Genomic DNA, 25709 nt, shown 5'->3' with positions numbered 1-25709 from the left:
TCCGGGGGAGTCTGCCCCCGTTCGGCAGCCACACGTCACGCGGATGGGCCACTCTTGGACCTTGGCGGGTCCGCCGGCCCCGGTCCGCCGAGATCCCGATCCCGTGAGGTGTCCGTATGAAGTCCCGATCGACGCTGACGGCATGGCTGGGCAGCCTGGACAGCTCCCGTCTGGCCCAGGTGCTCGGGGCCCGAAGGGACGCCATGGCTCCTCCGGAGCCACGCTCGGTGGGGGAACTGGCCGACCGGCTCCAGCGTCCGGGATCGGTGGCGCTGGCGCTGCCACGGCTCGCGCTGCCGCACCTGCAGGTGGCCGAAGCCCTGGCGGCGTTGCGCGGGCCGGCCTCACGGAAGGCCCTGGCGGAACTGCTGGGGGCGTCGGACCGCGGCGCCCGTCGCGAACTGGAGGCGGTGCTGGAGCACCTGGCCGGCCTCGCGCTGGTCTGGCCCGACGGCGCGGGCAGGCTCCGGATGGCCGCACCGCTGCGGCAGGCCTGGGACACGCCCCTGGGAATGGACGGCCCGCTGGAGGAACTGCTCATGAGCATGGCCTCCGAGGAACTGCGCGGAATGCTGATCGCCCTGGGCATCAAGCCGCCTGGCACCAAGGCGCGGCGGTTGGCCGCGCTGGTGGAGCACCACAGCGACCCGGAGCGGATCGTCGCCCTGGTCGCCGAGGCCCCTGCGGAGGCCCGCAGGCTGCTGGAGCGCCGCGCAGGCATCGCTCCTGAGGAGCCCGGGCCGGAGGAATCCGGGCCGGAGGAATCCGTGTGGGGCGTCATGTCCGCGCGGCCGGGCTTCGCCGTGGAGCCGAGCGCCCGATGGGCGCGCGAGCGGGGACTGCTGATCCAGGACCGTCACGGCTACGGTCCGGCCCGTATGCCCGCCGAGGTGACGCGCGCCCTGCGCGGGCCGGACTGGCACGCCCCCTTCCGTCCCGCCCCGCCCGCCGTCGAACTGACGGCCGTCCCCCGGGGAGAGGTGGACCGTGAGGCGTCGGCCGTGGCCTCGTCGTTCGCCGCTGCCGCCGCCGCGGTTCTCGCGGCGTGCTCGGCGACCCCGCCGGCCCGGCTGAAGTCCGGCGGGATCGGTGCGCGCGAACTGGCCCGCATCGGCAAGGCGGCACAGGCCGACGACGCCGTCGTACGCCTCACCCTGGAGACCGCGCACGCCGCCGGCCTGCTGGCCCGGGACGACGATCGCGTGGCGCCCACCGAGGCGTACGACGCCTGGGCGGAACAGGAACCCGCGCAGCGGTTCGCCGTACTGCTGCGGGCCTGGCGGAGCCTGCCGCTCACTCCGACCCGGGCGCGCGACGAGGACAACAAGGCGCTCGCCGCGCTCGCCGGCGCGCCGCCGTGCGGCGGCTGCGTACAGGCCCGCCACGGGCTGCTGGCCGCGGCCGCACAGCTCCCGGCGGGGCAGGGGGTGCGCGTCGCGTCGGATCTGGGGCCGCTGATCGCCTGGCACCGCCCCCTCGCCGACTCGCCCCCGGGCGAACCGCCGTTCGCCACCGTGATCCGCGAGGCCGAACTCCTCGGCGTCCTCGCCCGGGGCGCCCTGTCCGCCCTCGGCACCCACCTGCGCGCCGAGGCCGCCGAGGCCGCCGAGGGGCTGGACAGGGAGTGCCGACGGCTGCTGCCCTCCGCCGCCACGACGGCCCGGATCGGCGCCGACCTCACCGCCGTCGTCACCGGGACACCGTCCGCGCGACTGGCCTCACTCCTGGACTCCGTCGCCGACCGGGAGACCAGCGGCACGGCGTCGGTGTGGCGGTTCAGCACCGGCAGCATCCGACGGGCGCTGGACGCCGGCCGGACCGCCGCCGACATCACCACCGACCTGGCCGCTGTCGCCACCGAGCCGCTGCCCCAGCCGCTGTCGTACCTGGTCGGCGACGCCGCACGCGGGCACGGACGGGTACGCGTCGCCTCCGCGGCCTGCGTGCTCCACGGCGAGGAGCCCGCGCTCCTGGCGGAGATCGCCGCCCACCGCAAGCTCGCGGGGCTCGGGCTGCGGCGGTTGGCGCCGACGGTACTGGTCAGCCGCAGCCCGCTCGACACCACTCTCGCCGCGCTCCGGGCCGAGGGATACGCCCCCGTCGCCGAGACCTCCGACGGCACGGTACGCATCGACCAGGTCCGGCCCCGTCGGGCCCGCACGGCCGTTCCGGCACCGCGCTCGCACGGCTCCGGTGGGCGCGGCCGCGGCCGGACCGCCGCCGCCCGTGCGGCGGAACAGCCCGCCGCGGTCGATGCGGGCGCGCTGGCGGCCCGGCTGCTGGCCGCCCCGCCGACTCCTCCGGAACCGGCGCCGTTCGACGGCGGAGTGCCCTTCGCCACCGCCACCGCCGACTCCTCCGACACCGGCACCGGCACCGGCACCGGCACCGACACCGACACCGACACCGACACCGAGGAGATCGTCGCAGCGTGGGCGAAGCACCTCTCCTACAGCGATGTCCGCCAGCTCGCCCACGCCGTCGACGCCGGCCTGGCCATCACCGTCGAGTACGTCGCCACCTCGGGCAACCGCACCGTACGCACCCTCAGCGACCTCGAACTCGATCCGCCCTACCTGGAAGCCTGGTGCCATCTCCGGGACGCCGAGCGGGTCTTCACCCTCTCCCGCATCCACGGCGTCATGAGCGTCGGGCCCGGATAGGGGCCGGGAGGGGTGCGGCGAGGCGCCGGCCTCCGCCGGGGGCCGAGACGCCGCCGGGAGATGAGGCACAGCCGGGGTTCCCGTCGCCGCGGGAGCTGCCTCGCCGACGACGCCTGCCCGGGGAGGCGGGACCGGTGACGGTGAGGGACCGCGTAGACCCCGGGCCCTCCGGGCGCGTCAGCGGATGACGCGGAGCGGCGCGGTCTCGCTGATCTGGTCCACCTCCGAGACCCGCACGGTGACCTTCACGGTCCAGGTGCCCGGCAGGGGCAGGTCGAGGGAGTCGGTTGCCCAGTAGCCGCCGCGGTCCTTCACCCGCGCGTCGATCGGGCCGACGTCCTGCGCGGGCAGGGTGAGGGCGAGCCGCAGTTCCGGCACGGTGATCAGAGCGCCGTCGGCGCCGAACGCCACGGCCTGCACCGAGTTCTCGCCGACCCGTGCCGGGTCCAGGGTGACCTGGACGGTGCCGCGCCCCCCGGGGATGCCCACGTCGAACGGGACCGTCGCCGTGGAGGTGGCCGGCGGAGCCGCCACGGAACCGACCGCCTCCTGAGCGGCCCTGCCCGGAACGGTGCCGGTGAGCACCGTGGTGAGCACCAGCACGACGACGGCGACGGTCGCCTCCACGAGCACCGACCGCCGGAGGAGTCGCGTCGGGGGTGGTCCCGGGGGCTGCTCCGGAGCCCGGCCCGAGGGCCGTTCCGGCCCGCCCGTGGCCGTGTCCGTGTCCGTCTCCGTGTCCGTCGGGACCGGACCGGGGGTCGGCGCGGAGCCTCCGCCGAGGTCCTGTGCGGATGCCGGTGCGAGCGCCGGTACGAGGGTCAGTACGGGTCCTCGTGCGAGCTGCGGGGCCTCTGCGGGCGGTTCGGAGGTCTCGGCCGACGGACGGCCGGCCGGCTCGGGGACCCGCAGGCGTACGAGGGCCGCCGGGGCCGCCGGAGCCGTCGACCGCACCGGCACCGACACCGACACCGGCGCCGACACCGGCGCCGTTGCCGCTGCCGTCGCCGTCCTCGGCACCGCATCCGTCGCCGCACCCGCCGCGGTCGTTGTCTCCTCCCCTGTCGGCTCCTCCGCTGTCGACTCCTCCGCGGCTGGCTCCTTCGCTGCTGGCTCCTTCGCTGCCGACCGGGTCGCTGCCGGCTCCGTCGCGGTCGCTGTCACCAGTCGGGCCGTCCAGCGCCGCGAGAGGGACGCCGCCGCGAGCAGTACGGTGACCGCGGCCAGCTTGGCGAGCAGGATGCGGCCGTACGAGGTCCCGGTCAGGGCGTCGTAGGAGCCGAGGCCGCGCCAGGACTGGTAGACACCGGTCACCACGAGGACGGCGACGCAGCCGAGGGCGAGCCGGGAGAAGCGGGCGGTCGTCGCCGCGGCGGGGGTGGCGCGCAGCAGGGCCGCCAGGCCGCCCAGCCAGACGGACATGGCCAGCAGGTGCAGGACGGACGACGCCATCGCCGCCGGGACCTGGATCCCCGCGGAGGCGTGTTCGGCGGCGGCCCACGTCAGGGCCAGCCCCACGGCCAGCGCGGCACCGGCGGCCCGCGCGGCGGCGGTCCGGCACTCGGGCAGAGCGCGCCGCAGGTACCGGGCCGCCGCTGCGAGCAGGACCAGCCTGGCGAGCAGGGCCTGTCCGGGGCGGGCGGTCAGGGTGCGGGAGAGCGTGTCCGGGTCGAGCGCGGTCCATGGGGCGGTTCCCGCCTCGTACGGGGCGCGCAGCGCCAGCAGGGCGAGCGTGGTCGCGAGGAGCGTCCACCAGCCGATGTGGGCCAGGGGCGCCAGCCGGCCGGGGTCGGGCGGGCGGCAGAACACGGCGAACGCGGCCGTGCCGAGAAGCAGGGCGACGGCGAGGTAGGCGAGGTAGCGGGCCGCGTTGTGCAGGGCGGTGGTGACGGGGTGCTCGGGCGGTGCGGGGTCGGCGGCGGCCGCGGCGGGGGTGGGCTCCCCCACCGAGAAGGTGAACGCGCCGGAGACCGGGTGGCTGTCCGCGGACACGACGCGCCAGGCCACCGTGTAGGTGCCTCGGCTCAGGTCACCGGGCAGGCCGACCCGGACCGTGTCGTCCCCGTCCGGCCCGTGCACCGGTTCCGCTGTGCGTACCCGGTGGTTGTCGGGGGACAGGACGCGGATCGAGCCGTCGAGCAGGGCCACCGACTCCGAGAACGCCAGCGTCATCTCGCGCGGCGCGGTGTCCAGGACCGCTCCCTCGGCGGGGGCGGAGGTGCGCAGGACGGCGTGGGCCGCGGCGGGGGTGGCCGGCGTGAGCAACAGCGTCAGGAGCAAGGTGACCAGGAGGAGGGCATGCCGAGTACGCACGTGGAGGTATACGGGAACGGACCGCGTTCTGCTCAGACCGCGCGGCGGGCGGCGGAGGCGGGCCGCTGAGGCGGCGACGAGGGCCCGGCGCGGACGGCCCACAACGACCACCGGCGGAAGAGCCCCGATGGAAGACGCCTCCGACACCCGACCGCAGCGGCAGCCCACACCCCCACGCCCCCGCCGACGGCCACCAGCGGCACCGACGGCACCGACGGCACCGGACACGAGCGGCAAGCGGTACCTGCGCCCAGCCCGCTCCGGCGGCGCTCGCGTGGAGAGGCCGGTCCGGGCGGGGGATGATCGAGGGCATGGAAGCCACTCTCCACCTCGCCCAGGACACCGAGGCCGACGCGCTGCTCGGCCGCAGCCCGCTCGCCGCGCTGGTCGGCATGCTGCTGGACCAGCAGGTCCCGATGGAGTGGGCGTTCAAGGGGCCGTACACCATCGCAGACCGGCTGGGCTCGGACGACCTGGACGCCCACGCCATCGCCGCCCAGGACCCCGAGGACTTCGCGGCCCTGCTGTCGGCGAAGCCCGCCGTCCACCGCTACCCCGGGTCCATGGCCCAGCGGGTCCAGCAGCTCTGCCGCTATCTGGTCGAGCACTACGACGGCAACGCCGAGCTCGTCTGGAAGGGCGTCGCCGACGGCCACGAGCTCCTGCGCCGCCTGGAGGACCTGCCCGGTTTCGGCGAGCAGAAGGCCCGGATCTTCCTCGCCCTGCTCGGCAAGCAGCTCGGCGTGCGGCCCAGCGGCTGGCGGGAGGCTGCCGGAGCCTACGGGGAGCCGGACTCCTTCCGCTCCGTCGCCGACATCACCGGGCCGGAGTCCCTGGCCAGGGTCCGCGCCCACAAGCAGGAGATGAAGGCGGCGGCGAAGGCGGCCAAGGCCGCGAAGAAGGGCTGAAGCCCCTCCTTCCCGCGTCTCCGTCCGGCCACCCGGCCTTCCGCGCCCGGCCGGCCCACACCTCCGGCGCCCATCCGGCCCACACCTCCGGCGCCCGTCCGGCCCACACCTCCCGCGCCCGTCCGGCCCACGCCTCCCGCGCCTCCGGGCAGCGCCCCGGCGACGCACCGGCCAGGCGTTCCACAAGTCACCAGGGGAGCCACCACGGAAGCCACCACGGGAGCCACCGCGGGAACCACCGCAGAATCACCCCGCAGGACACAGGCAGGGCACGCACGGGGCATGCGCGGGGCAGCCCCCGCACCCCGCCGGCCTCCCGCCCGGGGAGCCGTCATCCGAACGGACACCGTCGGGTGGTGCCCGTCCGGCCGCCGTTCGCAGCATGGGTCATGGCTCAGGCACCCACCGGCTCCCCCTGGGGCAAGGAGTACGACGACCGCGGCGTCCACGCGGGGGCGGCGTCCCCGCGCGGCACCGCGCACGCCCCCGAGCCGCCCTTCGAGGGGCCCCTGCACGCGCTGTCCAGGGCGGCCTGGCAGGTCGTGCTCCTGACCGGCGTCGCCTCGCTGGTCCTCGGTGTCCTGGTGCTGGCCTGGCCGGGCGCCTCCCTCTTCGCGGCGGGCATCCTGTTCGGCGTCTACCTCCTCATCAGCGGCGTCTTCCAGCTGGTCGCCGCGTTCGGCACGCACCGGACCACCTCGCTGCGCGTCCTCGCCTTCCTCAGCGGTGCCCTGTCGATCGTGCTGGGGCTGTTCTGTTTCCGCGGCCCGATGCAGTCGACCCTGCTGCTCGCCCTGTGGATCGGGATCGGCTGGCTGATCCGCGGCATCACGCAGACCCTCGCGGCCGCCTCGGACCGTTCGATGCCGGCCCGCGGCTGGCAGATCCTCCTCGGCGTGACCACGTTCGTCGCGGGCATCGTGCTGATCGACTCGCCCTTCGAGTCGGTCTCCGTGCTCACCCTGGTCGCCGGAGTCTGGCTGGTCGTGGTCGGCGTCGTGGAGACCGTCACCGCGTTCGTCATCCGCGGCCGCGCCCGGCGGGTGCCGCGCGCACTGTGAGGCCGCGCGTGTGGTCCGACCGGGTGTATCCCGGCCCCGGTGTGCTGACCACCGGGGCCCCGCCGGGCAGAGCACGGGGCGTGAGCACCGCACCCGGCATCGGCGCAGAACCCGGCAGGCGCACCCCGCCCGCCCCGAGCGCCTCGTCGCGCGCCGCCCGCGGGCGTGCCTGGCCGCGGGTGCTCGTGCTGCTGCTCGCCCTGTTCCTGGGCGCGCCTCCGGCCGCGCTCGCCACCCCGGGTGCGGTCCCCTTCCCGGCCGGGGAGAGCGTCGAGTACGACGTACCGGACACGGCCGTACGGCCCCCGGGCCGCTCCGTGCACCGGCCCGCCGCGCCACCGCGCCCCGTTCCCGCACCGGCCCCGCGAGGCCCGGCCGCGCTCTGCGCCGGACCGGGCCTCGGGCCGGTCGGGGCGTCGCCGCGGCCGCCGTACGCCCTGCGGGGTCTGCGCACGGTGGTGCTGCGCTGCTGACAGGGCCGCTGTGTCCGGTCCCTGTCCCCCTCTGACGCAAGGAGCACCGAGATGCCCTCGGACCCCTATGCGGTCCTGCGCGCCCTGCTGCGCGCCGAGGCCGCGCGCGGCGCGCCGCGGCCGGAGCGGAAGCGGCCCGAGCCGCGGCCCGCGGTCGACCAGCGCAAAGGCCGGTGACGGCCGACGGCTGCCACGGCTGCCGACGGCTGCCGACGGCTGCCGACGGCTGCCGACGACGACCGACACTGCCGGTGGCGGCCGACGCTGCCGGTGGCGGCCGACGCTGCCGGTGAAAGCGGCTGCGGGTTCGGCGGCCGCTGGAGGCCGGTGACGGCGGCGGAAGCCGCTCAAGGCCGCTGACCGGTCGGGCCGGGTGTCCTCACGGGCACTCGGCCCCCGGCGCCTTCTGCGGGAGCACCGAACAGCGTCCGGGTGGTCGCGCGGCCGCTCCGGCCCGGTGGCCGTCGCCCGGACGCCCGGCTCCGCCCTTCGTGCAGAGGCCGTTGCCGGGGCACCCCCACCGCGGGACCGGCGACCGGCTCTCCCGTACGCCGCCGCCCGGTCCACAGCCTGTGCACAGCGTGCGTGCGCGCGGCCTCACCGGCGCCGGTGCCGGCACGGGCGATGGTGCCGGCGAGAGGTTCCCCCAGGCTCCTGCGCCGGGTCGGGGGACCGCCGCGCCGTGGCCCTCAACGCCTTCCGGCCGTCGGGCCGGTGAGCGCGCTGCGCGGGCCCCGCACGGTCGCCGAGCCGGGCGAGCGCATCGGCGGGGACGTCCGTCCCGGGTCCGCACGACGGAAGAACACCCCCGTCCTCCCCCCCTTTCGGGGGAATCAGGCGCACCGTCGGCGCGACCGCCCGGAGGAACGCCGGGGGACGGGGCCTCGAACAGCGGCCGCCCGACGCTGAAGAGGCCGCCCGTCACCTGCGCCCCGGAAAGGGGGCGGCGACCGCAGATCACCCGGTGGTGGCTCCGGAGGGCCCGCCCACGGCCCGCCTTCCGAGCCTGGCGTCCCGGGCCGTGACGGCGCAGACGTCGTCCGCGCCGTCACGGCCGCCGCGGACGCGGTCTCATGGCCTCTCGGGGCAGGCCGTGATCCGTTTCGCCCTGGTTCGCGGGGACTTTTCCGAGGCCACACTGCTTCTCCGTGGCTGCGCCCGGAACGTCTGGGCCGGTAGGCTTTCCGTGTGATCTTCAAGCGCATCGGAAACGGCCGGCCGTACCCCGACCACGGCCGGGAAAGCACCCGGCAGTGGGCGGACGTCGCGCCGCGCCCGGTCCGCCTCGATCAGCTCGTGACGACGAAGCAGCAGCTCGACCTGGAGACCCTCCTCGCCGAGGACTCCACGTTCTACGGCGACCTGTTCGCGCACGTCGTGAAGTGGCAGGGGGACCTCTACCTGGAGGACGGCCTGCACCGCGCCGTCCGTGCCGCGCTCCAGCAGCGCCAGGTGCTGCACGCGCGCGTCCTCGAACTGGACTGACCGGGCCGTGCCCGTCCGCGGACCGACCGGGCACGGTCGAGCGCCGGACCGGCCGTAGCCGGGCTTCGGCACACCGTCCGGGTACCGGCACGCCGCCCGCCGGTACGCCGACGCGCGCGGCGTTCGGCTGTCTCGCCCGTGCGCCGGACGCAACAGCGGTCCTGCGGCGGCCGGCACCGCCGTGCGTACTCGCGGGCCCGCACGCCGGGGACTGCGACGGTCCGGGCCGCCGAGGGACGCCTCCCGTGCGCGCGTCGCGCCCGGCGGCGGCTTCCACGCCCGCGGCCACCGCCCGCTCCCCCGCCGCTCCCGGTCACGGATTGGCCCTTTCGGGTTGGACCGCAGTGTCGAATGATCATCTAGTAGGCATCGCCGCCGCGCCGCACTACGCTGCGCTCATGAGCATGCTGACTCCCCCCGGCATGGGCGGCCAGTACCGGATCACGGGGGACAAATACCCGCGAATGCGTCGCCCCCGACGACGCGCCAGGCGCGTCCTCGCGGCCGCCGCCTCCCTCGTCGTCCTCGGTACGGCGGGATGGGGCACCCTGCAGCTCATCGACGTCTTCTCCGGGGGCGGCGGCGACAGCGCCAGCGCGGCCGGGGCCTCGTCCGGCTGTGCCGGCCGGCCCAGCCCGTCCCCCAGCCCCGTGAAGGCCCTGACCGAGCCGCGCCGCATCACGGTCAACGTGCTCAACGCCACCACGCGCGCGGGCCTGGCCAAGCAGACCGCCGACGCACTGGAGAAGCGCGGCTTCCGCATCGGCGACATCGGCAACGCGGACGCGAAGTACGACAAGAAGGTGAAGGGCACCGCGATCCTGCTGGGGCCCGCCTCGGCCGCGGACAGTTCGCTGCCGGTGCTCGCCGCCCAGATCGGCGGCGCCGAACCGCGCACCGAGGCCGGCCGCAAGGGCGCCACCCTCGACCTCATCATCGGTGACGGCTTCCGCGCCCTGACGGCGAAGGCGGACGCCGAGCGGACGCTGACCGCACTGACCGCGCCCGCGCCGACGCCCGCCACTGCGCGCAAGGACTGCTGAACCACCGGCCCGTGGAAGCCCCGTGCCCCCGTGCCCCGGGACCGCCGAACCGGGGAACGGCTGAACCGCCGAGCGGAGCCGGTGGTGCGCACGACATGGACGGTACGGACGGCACGGGGCACGGACGGCACGGGGCACGGACGGCACGGGGCACGGACGGCACGGGGCACGGACGGTGCGGACGGCACGGACGGTGCGGCCGCACGGAGGGTGGCTCCGGCTCGTAGGGCTCGGAGAGGTCGGGGCGTTCAGAGGCCCGCCCGCCCGGAGGTGCCGCGGGGCCCGGAGGCCGGCGGCCCCGGGCAGGACCGCTCAGAACACCACGGGCGCCTGCGGCACGGAGGGGGCTACTCGGCCGCCCCGTACATGCGGTCGCCCGCGTCGCCGAGGCCCGGCACGATGTAGCCCTGCTCGTTCAGGCGCTCGTCGACCGACGCCGTCACCACCGTCACCGGCGTGCCCGCCAGTTCCCGCTCCATCAGCTCGACACCCTCCGGCGCGGCCAGCAGCACGACCGCCGTCACGTCGTCGGCGCCGCGCTTGATCAGCTCCTGGATCGCCGCGACCAACGTGCCGCCGGTGGCCAGCATCGGGTCCAGGACGTACACCTGACGGCCGGAGAGGTCCTCCGGCATCCGGGTGGCGTAGGTGGAGGCCTGGAGCGTCTCCTCGTTGCGGATCATGCCCATGAAGCCCACCTCGGCCGTCGGCAGCAGCCGGACCATGCCCTCCAGCATGCCGAGACCGGCGCGCAGGATCGGCACCACCAGCGGGCGCGGGTGGGAGAGTTTGACGCCGGTGGTCCGGGCGACGGGCGTGGTGAGATCGACCTGCTCGGTGCGCACGTCGCGGGTGGCCTCGTAGGCGAGCAGGGTGACCAGTTCGTCGGCGAGACGCCGGAAGGTCGCGGAGTCGGTGCGCTGGTCGCGCAGCGTGGTGAGTTTGTGAGCGACCAGAGGGTGGTCGACGACGTGGAGACGCATGGGCACAACAGTAACCGCGCCGCCTCCCGCTCCGCGCTGGCGTCGAACCACCTGACCGGGGGAAGGTGGGGAGGCACGGACTGGGGTGATGTGGCGATGCCGGATCTGCCGGAGGACGAGGGTCGCGAGAACGCCGGCGGTGCCGCCGGGAGCCGGGGCGCGCGCCGGACCGGTGCCACGGGCCGGGCCACGGCCGTGGACCGGGACACGCCCGGGGACCGTGGCACCACCGCGGACCGGGACGCACACGCGGGCCGTGACACACGCGCGGACCGGGGCACACCCGCCAACCGGGCCGGGAGCGGTGACCCGGCCGGGAGCGGTGACCCCGCCGGGAGCCGGGGCGGGATGCGGGCCGGGCGCGGGACCCGGGAGCCGGACGGCGGGCGGGCCCGGTCGCGGAGCCCGGAGGAGTCCGACGGGCCGACCGGACACCGCGCTCCGTCAGCGGCGGCGGACCGCACCCGTCAGGCGGCGGCCGGCCCCACAGAGGAAACGGGGGGCACGGGGGGCACGAGGGACACGGGGGACACGGGGGGCACGGGGGACACGAGGGAGGCGGCTGCCGAGCGCACCGAGGAAAGGACCGGCGGCCGGACCGCAGGCCGGGCCCCGGGCAGGACCGGTGCGGCCGGGGCCGCGGACAGGGGTGCCGTGCTCGACGTCGAAGGCGGGAGCACCGCGGGCCGGGCCGGGGGCAGGGCCGCGGGCAGGGCCGGGGGCAGGGGCACCGCGGGCCGGACCATCGGCGGTGGCTCCGCGGGCCGGGTCGACGGCGGGGCCGCCGGCACGGGCACCGCACACCCGGCCGACGGCGGCGGCTCCACGGGCCGTGCCGACGGGGTGGACGGGGCCGATGGAGTGGAGGCCGACGGAGCGGGCGGGGCCGACGGAGTGGAGGCCGAGGGGGTGGAGAGTGACACCGATCGGCGGCGCCGACGCGCCCGGTTTCTGCGCGAACTCGCCGAGGCACGCGAACTGCGCGCCCGGGTGCAGCCGCGGCGCGCCAAGGCGGCCCGGCTGCGGCACGCCATGCGCATGCGGACGTTCCGCTGGTAGAGAACCCCAGGTCGGAAGTCCGCGCCGGACACGGGAAGATCCATGCCCGTCAGGGGTGTTGAGCGGACGGGCGTGCGCGGCTCGGGCGGAGACACGCGTACGATCCGCGGGTGGCGGCAACGCGTGCGCCGGTGAGTCGATCGTGTGCCCGCGATCGAAACTGCCGGACACAGGGAGCCGAAGACGTCCCCTGAACGACTTGTTTCTGCCACGATTCCGAGTGGGTGGGGCTCGGAGCCCGAGCTCTCCCCACCCGTAACCTCCGCCGGGGGGACCCCCAACCGGCACGCCTCTGACCAGTGGGAGAGTCACGGTGTACTTCGCCGCACTGCTCGCGCGCACCGAAGACGGGTGGGAAGCGAGCGACACAGAGCTCGACGATGTGGAGACCCTGTCCGATCTGGCCGACCTGGCCCGGGAGTCCTCTCCCGACGACGACACCGTCCTCGTGCTGATCGAACAGGAGGAGTCCTGGTTCGGTGTCGTCCGCGTGGACGGCGAGGACGACCCCCGCATCTACGTCTCGGACGCCGCCGCGGCGGCGCGCAGTTCGTACGGCGAGATCCTCCTCACCGACGAACTGCTCGGCCGGGATCCGGACGACGACGACCTGGACTCCCTCGACCTGGACGGCACCGAGGACGGCGACGGCGAGGACGGCGACGCGGACGCGGACGGCGCCTCCGCCGAGTCCGTGCCGCACGGCCCGGTCGGCGACGCGGCCGTCCTGGACGACCTCGGAGTGACGGAGAAGGAACTCAGATCGCTGTCCCAGGACGCCCTCGGCGTGATCGCCGAGGCGCTCGGCGCCTCGGAAGTGCTGGAGACCGTCCGCTGACCACACCGGAAGAGGAGGGCCGCGGCCCCGGGACCCCGCCGGGCCCCGCGGGCCCCGACCCCGTGCGCGACCCGTGGCGGGCCCCCATGCGCCTCGCCCTGGAGGAGGCCGAGCGAGCCGTCCGGGGCGGGGACGTCCCCGTCGGCGCGGTCGTCCTGGGCCCGGACGGGCGGACCGTCATCGCCGTCGGCCACAACGAACGCGAGGCCGGCGGCGACCCCACGGCCCACGCCGAGGTGCTCGCCGTGCGACGGGCCGCCGCACGGCTGGGCGAGTGGCGGCTGACCGGCTGCACCCTCGTGGTCACCCTGGAGCCGTGCACCATGTGCGCGGGCGCGATCGTCCTCTCCCGCCTCGACCGCCTCGTCTACGGCGCCCGCGACGAGAAGGCCGGCGCGGCCGGGTCGCTCTGGGACGTCGTCCGCGACCGGCGGCTCAACCACCGGCCCGAGGTCGTCGAGGGCGTCCTGGCGGAGGAGTGCGCGCAGCGGCTCACCGAGTTCTTCCGCACCCGCTGAGTTCTTCCGCACCCGCTGACGGGCCCCGGGCTCCCCGCCCCCGCGGACCCCGTCATCGATTTCGGACCTGGCCGCCGGGTGCTGTAAGGTCTCCCTCGGTAGCGTGTCCGAGCGGCCGAAGGAGCTCGCCTCGAAAGCGAGTGTGGCGCAAGTCACCGAGGGTTCAAATCCCTCCGCTACCGCTTCGGAGAGGGGCTCCGCCGGTCGGCGGGGCCCCTCTCGCGTGCCGCGCGGGCGGGTGCGCCGGTCAGTGCGGGGCGGGCGGCCGCGGGTCCTCGCCCAGGTGGGCGCGGGCCACGGACGCCGGGACGCACAGGCGCCACGCCTCGGTGACCAGTTCGGCGAGCTCCGTGACGCCGAGGGCGCCGAGGCGGGCCTCGGCCCAGTTGTAGCGCAGGTCCGAGGCGCGCGGCAGGGAGAACTTCTCCGGTGCGGAGGCGACCAGCGCCGGGCGCTCCTCCTTGGGGAAGGCGAAGCCGAGGACGGTCTCGTCGCGGGAGAGCGCCAGGTACACGATCCTGCCGATGCGGAACTTCACGCGGTCCCGGATCAGGTGCTCCTCGGTCCGCGGCAGCGCGAGCGCGAGACGCCGTACGTCGTCGACGGTGGCCATGCCCCGTCCCCCTCCCCGGTTCCCGGTCGTGCCGGACGCCCGCCCCGGCCGGCACCCGGCTCCGCGGGTCCGGCCCGTCGTGGCCACCGTACGCCTGGCCGGGGTGTCACGGGCGGGTCCGACCGCCGCGGGCCGGGGCGGTGCGCCCCGCGGGTCCGGCGGGGTATGCGGGGGCGAGACGGGCGGGGTATGCGGGGGCGGGACGGGCGGGGGGGGAGACGGGGTACGGGGCGGGCGGGGGAGGCGGGGTACGGGGGCTGCCCGCGCTCCCCCGGCGGGGACCGGCCCTCGAACGCGTGCCGGAACGACGGGGAGTGGTGCCGGCGTGCGCCCCGCAGTGAGGGCCTGTCCCGGCCCCTCCGGTCTTCCTCCCGGATCCGGTGGGGCCGGACTCCATCCTCCACGCGCGCCGCTGCACCGAGGGGAGGCGAACGGCCCCGGCGGGTGGGCCGTTGGTCCCCGAACACGGCGTGAAGTTACACTCGCCGCCGGCGGACAGGGGGCCCGCGGGCCAGGGCAGGCGACAGGGGAGGCCGCAGTGGCGGTGAATGCTAAGAAGATCGCCGTCTATGTACTCGTGGTCTTCGCCCTCTACTTGATCATCACCGACCCGGCCCGTGCGGCCGACTACGTGCAGATAGTGTTCGAGGGCATATCGGAGGCCGCCAAGGCCATCGGCGACTTCATGACCTGGGTCGCCCACGGAGGTACGTCATGATCCGCCATCTGGTCCTCTTCAAGCTCAACGAGGGCGTCGGCCGCGACGACCCGCGCGTCGCCGAAGGCGAGAAGGCCTTCCGCGCCCTCGACGGCGAGATCGCCGGGATCCGCCACTGGGAGCTCGGCTGGAACGTCAGCGACCGGCCCATCGCCTACGACTTCGCGATCAACTCGGCGTTCGACGACGCCGAGGGGCTGCGCCGCTACGTCGAGCACCCCGCGCACCAGGCGGGCGTGGCCCTCTGGCGCGAGTTCGCCACGTGGGTGATCGCCGACTACGAGTTCTGATCTCACGCGCGACGGCCCCGCACCTGGACGGTGTGGGGCCGTCGCGCGTTTTCCGTGCCTCTTCGCCCCCAACACGGAGATTTGCGGTGCTTGCACACAGTGGGCATGTCTTGTGATGCTATGACCGCTTTTGACGGATGAGTTGACCGATGAAGAGGTGGCGTTGACCGTGTCGGCCAGTACTGCGCCGCCCCAGGAAGAGGCTCCCGCTCCGCAGCGCAGCCGCGGCGCGGACACCAGGGCGCTGACACAGGTGCTCTTCGCCGAGCTCAAGGAGCTCCAGCCCGGTACGCCGGAGCACAACCGGGTGCGCACCGCGCTCATCGAGGCCAACCTCCCGCTCGTGCGCTACGCGGCCGCCCGCTTCCGCTCCCGCAACGAACCCATGGAGGACGTCGTCCAGGTCGGCACCATCGGCCTCATCAACGCCATCGACCGCTTCGACCCCGACCGGGGCGTGCAGTTCCCCACCTTCGCCATGCCGACCGTGGTCGGCGAGATCAAGCGCTACTTCCGCGACAACGTCCGCACCGTGCACGTACCGCGCCGGCTGCACGAGCTGTGGGTGCAGGTCAACAGCGCCACCGAGGACCTCACGACGTCCTTCGGCAGGACGCCCACCACCGCGGAGATCGCCGAGCGGCTGCGCATCACCGAGGAGGAGGTGCTCTCCTGCATCGAGGCGGGCCGCTCCTACCACGCGACCTCGCTCGAAGCCGCGCAGGAGGGTGACGGCCTGCCCGGCCTGCTGGACCGCCTCGGCTACGAGGACCCTGCCCTCGACGGCGTGGAGCACCGCGACATGGTGCGCCACCTCCTGGTCCAACTCCCCGAACGCGAACAGCGCATCCTGTTGCTGCGGTACTACAGCAACCTCACCCAGTCCCAGATCAGCGCCGAGCTCGGGGTGTCCCAGATGCATGTGTCGCGGCTGCTCGCCCGCAGCTTCCAGCGGCTGCGGTCCGCCAACCGCATCGACGCGTAGGGCGGCCGGGGGTCGGAGTCGGGACCCGGAGTCAGGGCCCGGAGTCAGGAGCCGGGGTCAGGAGCCGGGGTCAGAGGGCAGAGGGCAGGGCCGGGGTCAGGTGCCGGGGCCGGAGGCCGGAGGCCGAGCCGGGTCAGGTGCCGGGGCCGGAGGCCGGGCCGGGGTCGAGGAATCGGGACCCGGCGCCCAGCGCCGCCCGGGCTGCCGGCGCCCGTCCGCCGTTCCCGTCGGCCACCGCGGGTGCCCCCGCCGGACCCCGGGGTGGTCCGCCGGACTTCGCGGGTCCTCGGCGCAACGGTCCGCGCGCCGTCCGCGCGCCGCGTCCCCGCGCTGCCTCGCGACCCGCTTGAGCGCCGGTCCGGGCGCCCCTGCACGCGCCTTGAACGCATGAGCGACGCATAACCCGCGCGAGCGAATCGCTCACCAGCGCCGTTGTGCGGAGATTCCGCCTGAAGAACCGTCACACCCCCTGCATCCAGGGCGGATTCGGATACTGGATGTCGACATGTCTCTACAGCGTGTTGCCGACATGTGACATTCTGCGGGAAGCGCGTTTGCCGGAGCTCCGGCTCCGGTATTCAGGTGAAGGCTGCGCTCCTCACCACGAGGGGCCCGCCGCGACCGTCCGCGACCCAGAGGGGGTGGCATGTCCGCAGATCAGGGCAGCTCGAAGGTGCTCACGCTCACGAAGAGCGAGTCCGCGCCCGACGCCGCGTTCGACGACTCCGCGGCCCTCGCGGCGACGCCGGCCCAGAACCCCGAGGCCGACGCCGTCCCGGCCCCACCGGCCTCGGGCGACATCGACACCCGCACCCTCTCCCGCTCTCTGTTCCTGCGGCTCGCCACCCTGGCCGAGGACAGCCCCGAGCGCGCCTACGTCCGGGACACCCTCATCGAGCTCAACCTCCCGCTCGTGCGCTACGCGGCCGCCCGCTTCCGCTCCCGAAACGAGCCCATGGAGGACATCGTCCAGGTCGGCACCATCGGGCTGATCAAGGCGATCGACCGGTTCGACTGCGAACGGGGCGTGGAGTTCCCGACGTTCGCCATGCCGACCGTGGTCGGCGAGATCAAGCGCTTCTTCCGCGACACCTCCTGGTCGGTCCGCGTCCCGCGCCGTCTGCAGGAGCTGCGGCTGGCCCTGACCAAGGCCAGCGACGAGCTGTCCCAGAAGCTGGACCGCTCACCGACCGTCGGTGAACTCGCCGCCGTCCTGGGCGTGTCGGAGGAGGACGTCGTCGACGGACTCGCCGTCGGCAACGCCTACACCGCCTCCTCGCTCGACTCCCCGGCCCCCGAGGACGACGGCGGCGAGGGCTCGCTCGCCGACCGCCTCGGCTACGAGGACACGGCCCTGGAGGGCGTCGAGTACCGCGAGTCCCTCAAGCCGCTGCTGGCCAAACTCCCGCCCCGCGAACGGCGGATCATCATGCTGCGGTTCTTCGCGAACATGACCCAGTCCCAGATCGGCGAGGAGGTCGGCATCTCGCAGATGCACGTCTCCCGGCTGCTGACGCGCACCCTGGCCCAGCTGCGCGAGGGTCTGATCTCCGACTGACCGGCCCCAGGGCGAGCACCGTTTCCCTTACGGGGCTTCCTATTTGACGGTACGTCAGTCACATTGGCGCGATGCTGAGAGCGACGGGACCGGCACGGGTGCCCCACGGCCGCCGACGCGCCCTGCTGGGCGCCTCGGCGGCCGTCGTCTGCGCGGGCGGGCTGAGCCTGGCCGCGTGCGGCGGCCCCAGCACCGGCGGACACACGGCGGTGGGAGCGGCAGCGGCGGGTACGGCGACGGCGTCCGCGGGCGCGGTGACGCTGGTCCCGCTCGACGGGCCGGACGGCACGGACGTCACCGACGGGCGGCACGGACGGGCCGGCGGGCCGGGCCCCGCGGCCACGGCGGACCCCGCGGGCCCGGAGAGCGGGGCGGGGGACGACGGCCGGCCCGCCGGAGCGGCACCCCCTGCCTCACCCAAGGGCGGTACACCCGCGACGCGGGACACCGGGACGCGCGGGCACGGCGGCGAGGCCGGCCCCCCGGGCGGTACGACGCCGGGGACCTCCTCGCCGGCGCCGGGCACTGCGCCCCGACCGGGCGGGCGGCCCGTACCGGCGGGCCCGTCGGCCTCGGCCCCGCCCACCACGGCACCGGCTCCGCCTTCGCCACCGGCGGCCACACCGGCCCCCTCCGGGCCCACGGCACCACCGCCCGGCACTCCGGCCGCTCCGGCGCGGCTGACCGTGAGCGCGCCCGAGCGGGCCCCCGAGGGCCGCCGCTGGTGCGAGAGGGTGACGCTGGAACTGCGCAACACCGGGGGAAGAGCGGTGCGTTCGGGCACGGTCACCTTCGGCACGCACATCATCGGCGCGCTCGGCGTCGACTGGGCCACGGTCGGGTCGACCGAGGAACTGCCGGTGCCGATCGCGCCGGGGGCACACCGGAGGCACACCTGGACGGTGTGCGTCGACGCCTGGCGCGTGCCGCTCGGCATGCACGTCGAGACCCGGGACGTCCGGACGGACTGGAGCTGACCCGCGGCCGGGCGGCACCGGACCGGGCGGGGGCTACTTCAGGGCGAGCCAGGCGACCGCGGCGACGACCGCGAGGGCGGCGACCACGCCGACGATCAGACCGATGCGCGGGCCGGACGACGCCTGCGGCGCGGGGGCCTGAGGGGCCTCGTCGACGAACGCGCGGAACATCTGGGTGCTGCCGGCGGGGTCGTGGTTGCCCTGCGGGTTCTGGGTGTTGGCCATGGCCCGGGAGCCTAGCGAATACCCGGCGGGACGCCCAAGTGCGGGGCCCGGGATGCCCCGGGGCCGACCGCCCGCCCCGCCGGCCCCCCCTCAGCTGCGGGTTTACGCCCGCAATACTTGCCTTTGCCAACTTTTTGTCGCCTCACCCCCCATTCATTTGCCTTCAGCAACCATCTTCCGTCTATGGTTGCCCTAAGCAACAAAAGGAGCTGCCATGGCCGAGCAGGAGCTGTACGAGGAGCTCGCCCGCCAGCTCAGCGCCATCGGCGCCGTGAAACGGGGCATGGCACGGATCCTGCCCGCGGACTGCCCGCCCGGCTCGGCCGCGGTGCTGGCACTGCTGGAGCGCTACGGCGCCATGCGGATGAGCCGCCTCGCGGAACTGCTCTCCGTGGACCTGTCCGTCACCAGCCGGCATGTGGCGCACACGGCCGCGCGGGGCTGGATCGTCCGCTCCCCCGACCCGGCGGACAAGCGGTCCCGCATCCTGCGCCTGACCGCCACGGGCCGCGCGGAGCTCGACGAGCTGTCCCGGCGCACCAGCCGCCTGCTGGCCACGCGGCTCGGTGACTGGTCCGACGACGATGTCGGCCGGCTCATCCGCCTCCTGACCCGGCTGCGCGACAGCTTCGGCGACTGCCGGGCCACCCGCCCGGAGCCCGCGGAGCCCGCCGTGACCGTGCCGGCCGCTCCGGCCCGACCCACCGGTGCCCCCTGACCCGGGACCACCCGTCACCACCCGTACACCCCTGCGCGCGCACCGCGCCGACGTAAGAGAAGGAAGCCCATGGCAACGACCACACCAGCCGGTGTGCGGGCCCACGCCAAGCACGGGGGAGGCTCCTCCGACGGCGCCGCGATGTCCCACCGGCAGATCATGGAGGCGCTCTCCGGGCTGCTGCTCGGCATGTTCGCCGCCATCCTGTCCTCCACCATCGTCTCCAACGCCCTCCCCGAGATCATCAAGGACCTCGGCAGCGGTCAGAGCGCCTACACCTGGGTCGTCACGGCGGCCCTGCTGTCGATGACCGCGTCCACCCCGCTGTGGGGCAAGCTCGCCGACCTGGTGAGCAAGAAGGCGCTGGTGCAGATAGCCCTCGTCGTCTACATCGCGGGCTCGGTCGTCGCCGGCCTCGCGCCGACCGCCGGCCTGCTCATCGGCGCCCGCGTGATCCAGGGCATCGGCGCCGGCGGTCTGACCGCCCTGGCGCAGATCATCATGGCGGCGATGATCTCCCCGCGGGAACGCGGCCGCTACTCCGGCTACCTCGGTGCGACGTTCGCGGTGGCGACGGTCGGCGGCCCGCTGGTCGGCGGCGTGATCACCGACACCGACTGGCTCGGCTGGCGCTGGTGCCTCTACGTCGGGGTGCCGTTCGCGCTGATCGCCCTGGTCGTGCTGCAGAAGACACTGCACCTGCCGGAGAGCCGGCGCAGGGTCAAGGTCGACTGGGCCGGCGCCCTCTTCATCACCGCCGCCGTCAGTCTGCTGCTGATCTGGGTCACCTTCGCGGACGACAAGTACGCCTGGCTGTCCTGGCAGACGTACACGATGGTCGGCGGCGCGCTCGCCCTCGCCCTGGTGTTCCTGCTCGTCGAGACCCGGGCCGCCGAACCGATCATCCCGCTGCACCTGTTCCGCAACCGCACCATCACGCTGGCCTCGGTCGCGTCCCTGTTCGTCGGCATCGCGATGTTCGCGGGCACGGTCTTCTTCAGCCAGTACTTCCAGCTGGCCCGCGACAAGTCCCCCACCATGTCCGGCGTCATGACCATCCCGATGATCGCCGGCCTCTTCGTGTCGTCCACCGTCTCCGGCCAGGTCATCACCCGGACCGGCCGCTGGAAGGCGTGGCTGGTCTGCGGCGGCGTGCTGCTCACGGCGGGCCTCGGCCTGCTGGGCAGCATGCGCTACGACACCGCCTACTGGAAGGTCGCCGCGTTCATGGCGGTGCTCGGGCTCGGCGTCGGCATGATGCTGCAGAACCTCGTCCTGTCCACCCAGAACCAGGTCGCCCCGCACGAACTCGGCGCCGCCAGCTCGGTCGTCACCTTCTTCCGCTCCCTCGGCGGCGCGGTCGGCGTCTCCGCGCTCGGCTCGGTGATGACCACCCGGATCTCGCACTACGCCGCGGACACCGTCGGGCAGCTCACCCCCGAGCAGCAGGCGGCCGCCGCCAAGGTCGCCGGCTCCGGCCGGATCCCGGACATGGACCTGCTGCCCGCGCCCGTCCGCGCCTGGCTGGAGAGCGCGTACGGCCACGGCATCGCCGACGTGTTCCTGTACATCGCCCCGATCGCCTTCCTCGCCTTCGTCGTCACCCTGTTCATCAAGGAGGTGCCGCTGCGCACGAGCGGCGCCCTGGCACAGGCGGCCGAGGCTGCGGGCAGCGCCCCGGCCGACGGGACCGGAGCTGCGGGGGCGGCCGCTCCGGGGCACACGACGGCCCCGACGAGTGCGACGAGCGCGACGAGTGCGACGAGTGCGACGAGTGCGACGAGTGCGACGAGTGCGACGAGTGCGACGGTTGGCAGTACGGGTGGTACGGGTGCTGCGACGGCGGGTACGGCTGCTCCGGCCCGGGCCGCGACGGCGGCCGGGGACGCCGTCGGCCCGGACGGTGGCACCGGGCACGGCGGTGCCCGGGCCGCGGACTGACAGCGCTCCGGCGCGGCGGACCGCGGCCGGCCCGCGTCCCTCGGGGGCGGGGGTGCCGGCCGCGTTCCGCCATCGCCCCGACGCCCGCGACCACCAGGTCGAGGGCGAAGCCGAGGTCGTGGTCGAGGACGTCCTGCGACTCCGCGACGGCCCCGGCGTGGAACTCGTCCGGCGTCATGCCGGCCGCCGCGACCCGCGACAGGAAGTGCGCCTGCGGTCCCGTCCGGCCCCCGGCGCCGGGCACGGAGCCGCGCCGCCTTGCCGGGACCGTCCGCGAACGCCCCGTGCGCGGAGGGCCCGTGTGCGACGGCTCCCCGCCGTGCGAGGCACCGCATCGGACGCCGCGGGCCCCGCCCTCCGGACGGGCGACGCCCCGTTCGGGACACGCCCCGGGGCGGCACACAGAGCGGTACCCCGCGGAGGGCTTCCTCCGCGGGGTACGTCGTGCCCTCCGGGGCGGGTCAGCTGCCGTCGGCCTCCTGCGTCAGGTCGTAGAAGGTGGCCGAACCAGCGGTGACCTCCTTGAAGTTGGCCTGCACCCAGTCGCTGATCTCGGTGGACGTGCCCGCCCCGCCGCCGGGACCGCCGCCCGCGCCGCCGCCGACGATGAAGTAGTGGATCCTCCCGTCGGCCACGTACTGCTGGAACTCGGCCAGCGTCGGGGACGGGTCCGTGCCGTTGAAACCGCCGATCGCCATCACGGGCTCACCGGTGGCGAGCTGGTAGCTCGCCGCGTTCTGGGAGCCGACGGCCGCCGCGACCCATGTGTAGCGGTCGGCGTCGGTCTCCACCAGTTCCTTGGCCTCGTCGTCCACCTGGGCACCGTTGAGGAGGCCGCCCATACCGCCGCGGCCGCCGCCCGGCCCGTTCCCGCCGGCACCGCCGCCGGGCATGCCGGGCTGGTTCCGGCCCTGGCCGTTCTGGCCCTGGCCGTTCTGCTGGCCCTGACCGTTCTGCTGGCCCTGGCCGTTCTGCCGACTCTGGCCGTTCTGGCCGTTCTGGCCGGGGAGGCCTCCGCCGAAGCCGCCGGCCGGGGGCCCGCCCTGCACGCCGCCCTGGCCGCCCTGGCCGCCCTGCTGGTTCTGGCCGCCCGCTCCGGGCGGGGCGCCACCGGGTCCGCCGCGCATGCCGCCGCCACCGGGACCGCCCCGGCTGCCCGCAACCGCCGGGCCGGCCGTGACGAGGGAGCCGGAGTGGCCTTCGTCGAGCGTGGTCAGCGTGTACGCCGCCGGCCCCGCGAGGGCCGCGACGAGACCCAGGCCCAGCACGCCCCGGGTGAGCGGCCGGCCGAGCCGGGTGACGAAGAGCAGGCCCAGCGCGGCCGTCAGCCCGCCGACCAGGACCAGCCACTTCAGCCAGGGGAGGTAGTCGGTGGACCGGTTGAGCAGCACGTACCCCCATGCCGCGGTCGCGGTCATCGCGCCGGCCAGCGTCAGCGAGGCCCACGCCCGGCCGCGCTCCTCCCACAGCACCGCCGCGCCCATGCCGATCAGCGGCGCGATGTACGGGGCGAGGGCGACCGTGTAGTACTCGTGGAAGATGCCCTGCATGTAGCTGAAGACCACCATGGTGATCAGGAGCGAGCCGCCCCAGAGCAGGAACGCGGCCCGGGCGGTGTCCGTGCGCGGTGCCCTGCGCAGCAGCCACACCGCGGCGACCAGCAGGATCAGCGCGGCCGGGATCAGCCAGGAGATCTGGCCGCCGATGCCGCTGCCGAACATGCGGTCCCAGCCGGTCTCGCCCCAGCGCCCGCCGGCTCCGCCGCCGCCCCCGCCGCCGACGCTGCCGGTCTCGTTGCCGTTGATCCGGCCGAGACCGTTGTAGCCGAAGGTCAGGTCCAGGAAGCTGTTGTTCTGCGAGCCGCCGATGTACGGCCGCGAGGACGCCGGCCACAGCTCGACGACCGCCACCCACCAGCCGCCCGCGACGACCACCGCGAGCCCGGCCAGCAGCACCTGGCCGACGCGCTTCTTCAGGGACGCCGGCGCCAGCACGGTGTACACGGCGGCCAGCACCGGCAGGATCAGGAACGCCTGGAGCGTCTTCACCAGGAAGGCCAGGCCGATCGCCGCACCCGCCCAGAGCAGCCACCTGGTCTGCGCCTTCTCCAGCGCCCGCAGCGTGCAGTACACGGCGGTCGCCATCAGCAGGGCGAGGGCCGCGTCCGGGTTGTTGAAGCGGAACATCAGCGCGGCGACCGGGGTCAGCGCGAACACCGCGACGGTGAGCAGACCCGCCGTCGCGCTGAACCGGCGGCGTACGGCGGCGTAGAGCACACCCGCGGTCGCCACGGCCATCAGGACCTGCGGGAACAGGATCGCGAAGGAGTTCAGGCCGAACACCCGCACCGACAGCGACATCGGCCAGAGCGAGGCCGGGGGCTTGTCCACGGTGATGGCGTTGGCGGCGTCCAGCGAGCCGAAGAAGAACGCCTTCCACGACTGGCTGCCCGCCTGTACGGCGGCGGAGTAGAAGGAGTTGGCGTAGCCGGAGGCCGTCAGGTTCCAGGTGTAGAGCGCCCCGATGAGCAGGAGCGCGCCGAGGAGGGCGGGGCGGACCCAGTGCGGGTCCTCGGGCCGGCCGCGCCACAGCCGCCGCGGGAAGGGCGGCTCGGCGGACGCGGCGCCGGGCCGGGCGGCCGTCGGCACGTGGTCCAGCTGGACAGTCATCGGGATTCCCCCTGGTGGTGGTCGGTGTCGTGGCGGCGGTGGGTGCCGCAGGGGTTGCGGGAGCCGTGCGGGCTCCGGCCGTCGTACGGGCTGATGAAGTCGTCGGTGCGGTAGGGATCGTGGCGCTGCGGGTCGTGGGGGTTCTGCGGGTCGTGGGAGCGGTACGGGGCGGAGTCGTGGGAGCCGTGCCGGTCCTGGGAGCCGTACCGGTCGCGGGAGCTGTACGGGGTGTCCGGCGGCTGCGTCTCGTACGCCTGCGCCGCCTCGCGGAACGGGGCCGCCCCGTGTCCGGGCGCCGGGCCGGGGCTGTGGTGGGCCGGTGCCGAGGGGTACGCCGGTGCCGGGCCGGGTGCCGGTGCCCAGGCGGGTGCGGGTGCGGGCCAGGCCTCCTGCCGCGGCCGCGCGCTCGGGTGCGGTGGCGGGGTGTCGTAACCGCGGTCGGGGAACACCCAGGCCCGGAAGAGCAGGAAGCGCAGCACGGTCGCGGCGAGGTTGGCGGCGACGAGGACGGCGAGTTCGGTGGAGTGCGCGGGGTCCGTGCTCGCCGTGTTCAGCGCGGCGAGGGAGCCGCTGGTCAGGGCGAGACCGATACCGAACACGACGAGGCCCTGGGCCTGGTGCCGGACGGCGCCGCCACGGCCGCGGACCCCGAAGGTCAGCCGCCGGTTGGCGGCCGTGTTGGCGATCGCGGACACCAGCAGGGCGAACGCGTTGGCGGTCTGGGAGCCGGTGAAGGCACGGAATCCGGTGTAGAGCAGCAGGTAGAAGAGCGTGGACAGACCGCCCACGACGCAGAAGCCGACCAGCTGGCGGGCCAGCCCCCTGGGCACGTCGGGCAGTTCGCGGTCGCGGGGGTCGTCGCCGAACGGCCGGACGAGCCGGTCCAGCGGCAGCGAACCGGTCGCCAGGGCCCGGCCGACCCGCCAGACGCCCCTGAGGTCCTCGGTCGCCGTACGGACGATGTGGACCGTGGAGTCGGGGTCGTCGACCCAGTCCACGGGAACCTCGTGGATGCGCAGCCCGGCGCGTTCGGCGAGCACCAGCATCTCGGTGTCGAAGAACCAGCCGCTGTCCTCCACCAGCGGCAGCAGCACCCGGGCGACGTCCCGGCGGATCGCCTTGAACCCGCACTGGGCGTCGGAGAAGCGGGCCTGCAGCGAGCCGCGCAGGATGAGGTTGTACGAGCGGCTGATGAACTCCCGCTTCGCCCCCCGCACCACGCGCGCGCTGCGGCTGAGCCGGGAGCCGATGGCGAGGTCGGAGTGGCCGGAGATCAGCGGCGCCACCAGCGGCAGCAGCGCGTTCAGGTCGGTGGACAGGTCCACGTCCATGTAGGCCAGCACCGGGGCCTCGGACTCGGACCACACCTGCCGCAGCGCCCGGCCGCGGCCCTTCTGCTCCAGCCGCACCGAGCGCACCTGGGGCAGGCGGGCCGCCAGCCCGGCCGCGACGTGCGGGGTGCCGTCCGTCGAGGCGTTGTCCGCGACGGTGATGCGGAAGGGGTAGGGGAAGGTGCGGGCCAGGTGCTCGTGCAGCCGCGCCACGCACGGCTGGAGGTCCTTCTCCTCGTTGTAGACGGGGATCACTACGTCCAGGACTGGCGTACCGGCGGTGACGGCCGGGAGGTGCTCCCGCGCCGGCAGGGTGCCGGGAGAAGAGTCGGTTCGCATG

At 74.9% G+C, this 25709-nt stretch carries 21 protein-coding genes, 1 tRNA gene and 3 pseudogenes; 18 read left to right on the top strand and 7 right to left on the bottom strand.

What is annotated here, in order from left to right; translation table 11 throughout:
* Positions 1-116: 116 nt before the first annotated feature.
* Positions 117-2663 (top strand): helicase-associated domain-containing protein, encoded by a 2547-nt coding sequence (locus AC5K6T_RS23870; protein WP_493212017.1) that lies wholly within the window; start codon positions 117-119, stop codon positions 2661-2663.
* Positions 2664-2840: 177 nt separating this feature from the next.
* Here AC5K6T_RS23870 and AC5K6T_RS23865 read toward each other — a convergent pair whose 3' ends face one another.
* Entirely contained in the window at positions 2841-4976 is a 2136-nt protein-coding gene (locus tag AC5K6T_RS23865) for a copper resistance CopC/CopD family protein (RefSeq protein WP_493212015.1), read from the bottom strand.
* 311 nt (positions 4977-5287) lie between these two features.
* Between AC5K6T_RS23865 and AC5K6T_RS23860 the strand changes: the two genes are divergently transcribed.
* The 4 genes from AC5K6T_RS23860 (at position 5288) to AC5K6T_RS23845 (ending at position 7595) form a co-directional block, all read left to right on the top strand.
* Positions 5288-5884, top strand: coding sequence for an HhH-GPD-type base excision DNA repair protein (locus tag AC5K6T_RS23860; RefSeq protein WP_493212013.1), 597 nt, complete (start codon positions 5288-5290; stop codon positions 5882-5884).
* A gap of 389 nt (positions 5885-6273) precedes the next feature.
* Positions 6274-6945 (top strand): HdeD family acid-resistance protein, encoded by a 672-nt coding sequence (locus AC5K6T_RS23855; protein ID WP_493212012.1) that lies wholly within the window; start codon positions 6274-6276, stop codon positions 6943-6945.
* A gap of 80 nt (positions 6946-7025) precedes the next feature.
* Positions 7026-7418 (top strand): hypothetical protein, encoded by a 393-nt coding sequence (locus AC5K6T_RS23850; protein ID WP_493212010.1) that lies wholly within the window; start codon positions 7026-7028, stop codon positions 7416-7418.
* Between the two features lie 51 nt (positions 7419-7469).
* On the top strand, positions 7470-7595 hold the full coding sequence (locus tag AC5K6T_RS23845; protein ID WP_493212008.1) for a hypothetical protein: 126 nt from the start codon (positions 7470-7472) through the stop codon (positions 7593-7595).
* Between the two features lie 420 nt (positions 7596-8015).
* Here AC5K6T_RS23845 and AC5K6T_RS23840 read toward each other — a convergent pair.
* Positions 8016-8282 (bottom strand): annotated as a pseudogene (locus AC5K6T_RS23840) (helicase HerA-like domain-containing protein); the annotation flags it as partial.
* A gap of 324 nt (positions 8283-8606) precedes the next feature.
* On the opposite strand from AC5K6T_RS23840, the gene AC5K6T_RS23835 reads away from it, so the two are divergent.
* On the top strand, positions 8607-8903 hold the full coding sequence (locus AC5K6T_RS23835; protein ID WP_004943146.1) for a type II toxin-antitoxin system VapB family antitoxin: 297 nt from the start codon (positions 8607-8609) through the stop codon (positions 8901-8903).
* Between the two features lie 422 nt (positions 8904-9325).
* A complete protein-coding gene (locus AC5K6T_RS23830) occupies positions 9326-9946 on the top strand; it encodes a LytR C-terminal domain-containing protein (protein WP_493212207.1) in 621 nt (206 codons plus the stop codon).
* A 347-nt stretch (positions 9947-10293) separates the two neighbouring features.
* Here the strand turns inward: AC5K6T_RS23830 and upp are convergent, their stop codons facing one another.
* Complete coding sequence (gene upp, locus AC5K6T_RS23825) at positions 10294-10929, bottom strand: uracil phosphoribosyltransferase (protein ID WP_386980158.1); 636 nt, start codon at positions 10927-10929, stop codon at positions 10294-10296.
* Between the two features lie 654 nt (positions 10930-11583).
* Between upp and AC5K6T_RS23820 the strand changes: the two genes are divergently transcribed.
* From AC5K6T_RS23820 to AC5K6T_RS23805, 4 genes are all read left to right on the top strand, one after another.
* A complete protein-coding gene (locus AC5K6T_RS23820) occupies positions 11584-11988 on the top strand; it encodes a response regulator (protein ID WP_493212006.1) in 405 nt (134 codons plus the stop codon).
* 313 nt (positions 11989-12301) lie between these two features.
* Positions 12302-12826 (top strand): tRNA adenosine deaminase-associated protein, encoded by a 525-nt coding sequence (locus tag AC5K6T_RS23815; RefSeq protein WP_493212004.1) that lies wholly within the window; start codon positions 12302-12304, stop codon positions 12824-12826.
* Between the two features lie 86 nt (positions 12827-12912).
* A complete protein-coding gene (gene tadA / locus AC5K6T_RS23810) occupies positions 12913-13344 on the top strand; it encodes a tRNA adenosine(34) deaminase TadA (RefSeq protein WP_493212002.1) in 432 nt (143 codons plus the stop codon).
* A 97-nt stretch (positions 13345-13441) separates the two neighbouring features.
* Positions 13442-13526 (top strand) — tRNA-Ser (locus tag AC5K6T_RS23805).
* A gap of 65 nt (positions 13527-13591) precedes the next feature.
* Here the strand turns inward: AC5K6T_RS23805 and AC5K6T_RS23800 are convergent.
* Positions 13592-13957: an MmcQ/YjbR family DNA-binding protein gene (locus AC5K6T_RS23800; protein WP_493212000.1), complete on the bottom strand. Its 366-nt coding sequence runs from the start codon at positions 13955-13957 to the stop codon at positions 13592-13594.
* Positions 13958-14495: 538 nt separating this feature from the next.
* Here AC5K6T_RS23800 and AC5K6T_RS23795 point away from each other — a divergent pair.
* The 5 genes from AC5K6T_RS23795 (at position 14496) to AC5K6T_RS23775 (ending at position 18485) form a co-directional block, all read left to right on the top strand.
* Positions 14496-14675, top strand: coding sequence for a hypothetical protein (locus AC5K6T_RS23795; protein WP_493211999.1), 180 nt, complete (start codon positions 14496-14498; stop codon positions 14673-14675).
* Positions 14672-14965, top strand: a complete 294-nt coding sequence (locus tag AC5K6T_RS23790; protein ID WP_493211997.1) for a Dabb family protein — start codon at positions 14672-14674, stop codon at positions 14963-14965. The genes AC5K6T_RS23795 and AC5K6T_RS23790 overlap by 4 nt, the downstream gene beginning before the upstream one ends.
* A 130-nt stretch (positions 14966-15095) precedes the next feature.
* Complete coding sequence (locus AC5K6T_RS23785) at positions 15096-15950, top strand: RNA polymerase sigma factor SigF (protein ID WP_493211995.1); 855 nt, start codon at positions 15096-15098, stop codon at positions 15948-15950.
* A 646-nt stretch (positions 15951-16596) separates the two neighbouring features.
* Positions 16597-17508: an RNA polymerase sigma factor SigF gene (locus AC5K6T_RS23780; RefSeq protein ID WP_493211993.1), complete on the top strand. Its 912-nt coding sequence runs from the start codon at positions 16597-16599 to the stop codon at positions 17506-17508.
* A 686-nt stretch (positions 17509-18194) separates the two neighbouring features.
* Entirely contained in the window at positions 18195-18485 is a 291-nt protein-coding gene (locus tag AC5K6T_RS23775) for a hypothetical protein (RefSeq protein ID WP_493211991.1), read from the top strand.
* A gap of 33 nt (positions 18486-18518) precedes the next feature.
* On the opposite strand, the gene AC5K6T_RS23770 is transcribed toward AC5K6T_RS23775, so the two are convergent.
* On the bottom strand, positions 18519-18710 hold the full coding sequence (locus AC5K6T_RS23770; RefSeq protein ID WP_493211989.1) for a hypothetical protein: 192 nt from the start codon (positions 18708-18710) through the stop codon (positions 18519-18521).
* A 214-nt stretch (positions 18711-18924) separates the two neighbouring features.
* Between AC5K6T_RS23770 and AC5K6T_RS23765 the strand changes: the two genes are divergently transcribed.
* Together AC5K6T_RS23765 and AC5K6T_RS23760 are read left to right on the top strand one after the other, a co-directional pair.
* Entirely contained in the window at positions 18925-19428 is a 504-nt protein-coding gene (locus AC5K6T_RS23765; RefSeq protein WP_493211988.1) for a MarR family winged helix-turn-helix transcriptional regulator, read from the top strand.
* A gap of 141 nt (positions 19429-19569) precedes the next feature.
* Positions 19570-21097 (top strand): annotated as a pseudogene (locus AC5K6T_RS23760) (MDR family MFS transporter); the annotation flags it as partial.
* A gap of 733 nt (positions 21098-21830) precedes the next feature.
* Here AC5K6T_RS23760 and AC5K6T_RS23755 read toward each other — a convergent pair.
* Positions 21831-24080: pseudogene (locus AC5K6T_RS23755) on the bottom strand (mannosyltransferase YkcB-related protein); the annotation flags it as partial.
* Positions 24035-25708, bottom strand: a complete 1674-nt coding sequence (locus AC5K6T_RS23750; protein ID WP_493211986.1) for a bifunctional glycosyltransferase family 2/GtrA family protein — start codon at positions 25706-25708, stop codon at positions 24035-24037. The pseudogene AC5K6T_RS23755 and the gene AC5K6T_RS23750, both read right to left, overlap by 46 nt.
* Position 25709 lies beyond the last annotated feature (1 nt).

Source organism: Streptomyces sp. B8-7 (assembly GCF_058833805.1).
The sequence above is the reverse complement of the archived record's forward strand: the minus strand, read 5'-3'. Positions and strand labels throughout refer to the sequence as shown.